This window comes from Elusimicrobiota bacterium (assembly GCA_040757695.1).
Taxonomy (GTDB): domain Bacteria; phylum Elusimicrobiota; class UBA8919; order UBA8919; family UBA8919; genus JBFLWK01.
In genome coordinates, this window is record JBFLWK010000131.1 from 1 (window position 1) to 4,407 (window position 4,407).

Genomic DNA, 4,407 nt, shown 5'->3' on the forward strand with positions numbered 1-4,407 from the left:
GAGTGCATTTTATGGCAGAAAGTGCCAAAATTCTGAATCCGACAAAAAAAGTGATTATGCCTGATATTAATGCTGGCTGTCCTATGGCTGATATGGTTACACCTGAAGTATTAAGAGCCACCAAAGAGTACTATGGAAACCCTACGGTAGTAGCCTATGTGAACACTTCATGGGGTGATGTGCAAGACCGCTAATATTGTTCTGGGAAATGTCTCTGGTAAGATGGGAGAAATTGCGGTGAATACCAATATCGCCAGACTTTCGCACAAATTAGAATTGGCGAGAAACGAAACCGCAGAAAAGATAGAGAAAGACTTGATGCAAAAAAGCTATTCGTCTTTACTGGAATGACAGATGAGCGAAGATAAAGAAGGCTGAACTATCGGAATTTTTCAATGTTTAAAATAATATAATAAACCACAATAGGTATAAAAATGAAAGCATAAATGAACAATAATAGTGTATCAGGTTTGTGGAGTTTCATTGTAATAAAAAAACTCAATAATCCCAAAATTAGAGCTGGAATAAAAAGTATATTTGCTTTTAAAATAAGGGGGACGAGAAAATACCCAACTAGAACTAATAAACCAATAACAATACGGCCTTTTTGTGGACCTAATAAAACAGGCAAAGTCAAAATTCTCTGTTTCCGATCCCCCTCAATATCCTTTAAATCCTTGGCATGAAAACCTATTAAAATACAAAAAATGATAAGTTTACTAATTACCGCTGGAAATTTCCACAAAGTATTCTCTTTGGCAAAAAAGGAAAACCCCACCATTATTGCAATCAAACCAGACATGGCTATAATAAAAGTAGAAAGAAGAAAAACCCTTTTAAGCCTTAAAGGTGGAACGGAATAAAGAAAGGAGATAATACAAACAAATAACATCAAATAAAAAGTGCTGTAATGCACAGTAAAAGCCATGAGCAATGATAAAATCAAGCAGATCACTCCGATTATTTGATATTGTTTGAAAGATATAGCATTGTCGGTAAGGGGTGTGTGATTGCCAGAAATGATATCAGCATCATAATCAAAGATATCGTTGAATATTTTTGCAAATTGCCAGGCAAGAAAGCCCGAACTTAAAAGTCCGACAATTTTTAATATATCCAGTGGGTGAGTAATAAATTTAGAACCTGCCTGTTCTGGTAAAAATAAATAACCCAATATTATACCAAACGCAGCCATACCCATGTAATAAAGGGAACGAACGCCTCTTATATTGCAAATCATAGATTGCCATTTCTTGCGATCATAAAGACAAAGGAGCCAGAACAAAAGAAAGGACGAGAACAAAAGAAATATGAGGGTAACCATCCGTTGGGCAAGGCTAAAATCAGTCATATAAAAAACTTGGTAAAATGGCAAATATATTGTTCTTTCAAAAAATGGCAACAATACCATCAATTCTGCAAAAAATACCGGTAATGAGGCGCTAAAAATTATTAAAAAGTAAAATCCAATAAATGCTCCTAATGTCTTATAAAACTTGTGGGTTTTAGCCATAACATAAATGGCAATAAAAATACATGCTAATCCAACCTCTATACGCATACCCGGGCTTACACCGCTACCAGAATGAAATGGGCTAAAGAAAAATAGAAGGCCTAAAATAAAGGATTTTAGGGTTATCGCATAGTTTAAAGTATAACCACGGCCTCCAGAGATTATATAATCTATAATGGGCACAATCCAGGTGAGAGTCCAACCTACTGTGGTGACTTTAAAGATATTTTTAAGGCTTTCTGATGTGGATAACCTGAGAATAAGAACGAGACCTAATAAAATTGCAATGTAAAAGATAGGATAATGAAGAAGGGCTCTTATTGTTAAACTACCAGCGTAACTAAACTGTCCAGTTTTCCCGCCGTATTCTAAGGCAACCTCGAGCAAATTACGGATTAGGATAATAGAAAAAAGGGTGGCGACTAACCAGCTCCACCCTATTTTGATTCTTTCTACGGTATCAATAATTCGCTTAGCAAACTCCATCATTGTTGTAATCCTTCAAAATAATTGATGGCCTCTGCCACATCAACTTTTAGCCTCTTTTTTATATCCAAACCTATTATTTGACTCAATAATTTAATGAAATCTTCAGATTTTGCATTTTCCGTCTTTTGTGCAGCATTAAGAAATTTAGGGATTACTTCCTCGCCAGATTTTTCAATCACCTGCAACCAGAAGTAAGGGGCAATAGCATAACCCAGTCCTTCTTCAGGTGTAACTAGTTTTTGTTTGGAAAGTTCTTTTTCTGTTTTTACATACCTAAAAGTCCATTTTTTTAAATCATATTTCTTTATACCTTTAGCCAATTGTAACTTCATAAAAGTTATGCCTCTATTCTTATAATTATTCCATTCTTCATTAGAAAAATGCTCTTTTGCCCACCAATAAGTGGCTATCTGCGCCAGACCATCTGCTACCCATCGAAGTTCTCTCTCTTTTTGCAGTGCTGGAATAGAAGAAACTAAACTTTGTTCTGTCCATTCATGTATAATTGAAGGGCATATTTCATCATTCAACCGCTCATTCAAAGAGTGTGGCCATACATTTTCCTGAGTACAATAGAACGGCGGTTCTTGTTTATCTAATACTATACCCCAAGGAACCAGAGGTTTTAGACCTAATCTTTGTGATATTAGCGCCCTTTGTATTTTTAAGTATTTCAATAAAATGGACGCTGTATCGGTGCTGCCCTCAGGATAGTATATTGTTAAACTATCTTCAGAAATGATTTTTTTATCTTCAAGAAAAACTTCCTTTGCTTGTAGGACTGTTCCATCCATTGAATCACAACCAGCTGCTTGCACCCCTGTATTGATTTTGTAGTCCCAGCCACCCTCCATTATACAAACTGGGTCAAGCATAAGAATACTTTTATTATAGTTAAAAGATACTTTCCCCTTTGAATCAGTGTAAAATATAGTGTCGCTTTTTTCTGGAATTTTTATTGTAATTCTGGCTCCAGCTAATTTTTCCCCTTTCTTGTTTGTTGCTTTTATTTCGAATTGTATAGTCTCTATTTCTATACCAAAAGACTGGCTCATCATTCGATTCATGGCATCGTAAAAATCCTTAAGGTGATATTCTCTCGTTTTTGTGGAATCGGAAGTTATACGAGAATCTGTACGTATCAGTCCCTTTTCGCCAATTGGGACAGCCATCTTAATTGTGCAACCACCAAAGCAAATAAATAACATGCTATAAGAACACAACGTTAATAAACACCTAGAATATTTCATTGCTTCCTCCCCAATTTATTCAAACAAAAACCAACCTTTTTGCTTTTTAATTACAAATCAAGAAAATAAGCGCTTTATACTTTGTTGCACACTTAGTCATCTATTGAGTTTTGTAAAACTAACGGAATGTCATACATACTTTTATACTCTCTCACCCTTCCCTCTTCCTTAACGAGGGAAGGGTGAGAGAAAAAATGCATTACTATTCTTCTGTTCCGTTGCTTATGTGGAGGTCGATAAATTGATGGTTTAAAATACCCCCTACCAAAGGCTAATTTCTATCCAACACCTAAGGTCACCCTCCTCAGTACTACACTTAAACAACGGCAACATTTCCGGCTGAAGGGGTGGAAAAGGCAGAATCCAATAAGAAGTATATTGCGGATTCTGAAGCATATACACTGCAACTTCTAAACAATAGCATGCAGGCAAAACCTGTGGTTCCACCAGCCAATCATTCAGCCTTTCTTGTATATCGTGTTGTATTTTCTGAATAGCACCATTGGTGTTGCCCGTTTTTAGCATATTCAGGGTCGCCTCAATTTTGTTGATTAGTGCCTTTCTGCCATTTTCATTTTTGAAAGTCCCAGCACCCGCTTCTAATGACGCTTTGGTTTGTTCCAACCAATAGATAGCCCCCTCAACTGAATTACTCATTTTCTTAAAGCCGGTTAGGTCAGGAGGGGGCTCGCTGAAGGTAAGTGGGCAAGCCAACACTACACTGCCACAAATCAGCAGTAATCCAATCGTTAATAAAGTCTTTCGCATTTTTTGACCTCCTTAATAGAATTGCACCGAAGTTTTCGGCGCTTAGTTGTTTTTCCCTCAACATTTTTACACGGCATTTTGCGAGGTGAATTTTCCTCTGAGGGATTAAGGAATACCTCTTTTTAAAACTCTTCGCTCCTAAAGAGATAAAGGAGCATCACTATTTCCTTCGTTCGCAATACATCACCTCCTTCCACTTGTTTTTTCCAATTCATAGTTTTGTTTAATTATAGCATGTTTTTTGTCTTCTTGTCAAGACTTTTTTTAATTTTTCTTCAAAAAATCTTGCTTTGTTTTGTAAGTTATTTTTCCGCAATGTATTTACAGAAAAGAAAAAACTGCTTTTTTTGAAGGTTAAAAGTAGATTTTCTTTTTCCTTGCAATTTC

Annotated in this window: 4 protein-coding genes and 1 pseudogene; 2 read left to right on the forward strand and 3 right to left on the reverse strand. The window is 36.1% G+C overall.

Annotated elements, in window-relative coordinates:
- Together nadA and AB1349_13000 are read left to right on the forward strand one after the other, a co-directional pair.
- Nucleotides 1–170 (forward strand): annotated as a pseudogene (nadA, locus tag AB1349_12995) (quinolinate synthase NadA).
- A gap of 52 nt (nt 171–222) precedes the next feature.
- Complete coding sequence (locus tag AB1349_13000; GenBank protein ID MEW6558241.1) at nt 223–351, forward strand: hypothetical protein; 129 nt, start codon at nt 223–225, stop codon at nt 349–351.
- 28 nt (nt 352–379) lie between these two features.
- Here the strand turns inward: AB1349_13000 and AB1349_13005 are convergent, their stop codons facing one another.
- From AB1349_13005 to AB1349_13015, 3 genes are all read right to left on the reverse strand, one after another.
- A complete protein-coding gene (locus AB1349_13005; GenBank protein ID MEW6558242.1) occupies nt 380–2,002 on the reverse strand; it encodes a UbiA family prenyltransferase in 1,623 nt (540 codons plus the stop codon).
- On the reverse strand, nt 1,999–3,174 hold the full coding sequence (locus AB1349_13010) for a hypothetical protein (GenBank protein MEW6558243.1): 1,176 nt from the start codon (nt 3,172–3,174) through the stop codon (nt 1,999–2,001). The genes AB1349_13005 and AB1349_13010 overlap by 4 nt, the downstream gene beginning before the upstream one ends.
- Before the next feature lie 339 nt (nt 3,175–3,513).
- Nucleotides 3,514–4,020, reverse strand: coding sequence for a hypothetical protein (locus AB1349_13015; protein MEW6558244.1), 507 nt, complete (start codon nt 4,018–4,020; stop codon nt 3,514–3,516).
- Nucleotides 4,021–4,407 lie beyond the last annotated feature (387 nt).

Bases quoted from the DNA above. Each gene is read 5' to 3' on its own strand.
- AB1349_13015 (MEW6558244.1), bottom strand. From the start codon at position 4,020: ATGCGAAAGACTTTATTAACGATTGGATTACTGCTGATTTGTGGCAGT.
- AB1349_13005 (MEW6558242.1), bottom strand. From the start codon at position 2,002: ATGATGGAGTTTGCTAAGCGAATTATTGATACCGTAGAAAGAATCAAA.
- AB1349_13010 (MEW6558243.1), bottom strand. From the start codon at position 3,174: ATGGCTGTCCCAATTGGCGAAAAGGGACTGATACGTACAGATTCTCGT.
- AB1349_13000 (MEW6558241.1), top strand. From the start codon at position 223: ATGGGAGAAATTGCGGTGAATACCAATATCGCCAGACTTTCGCACAAA.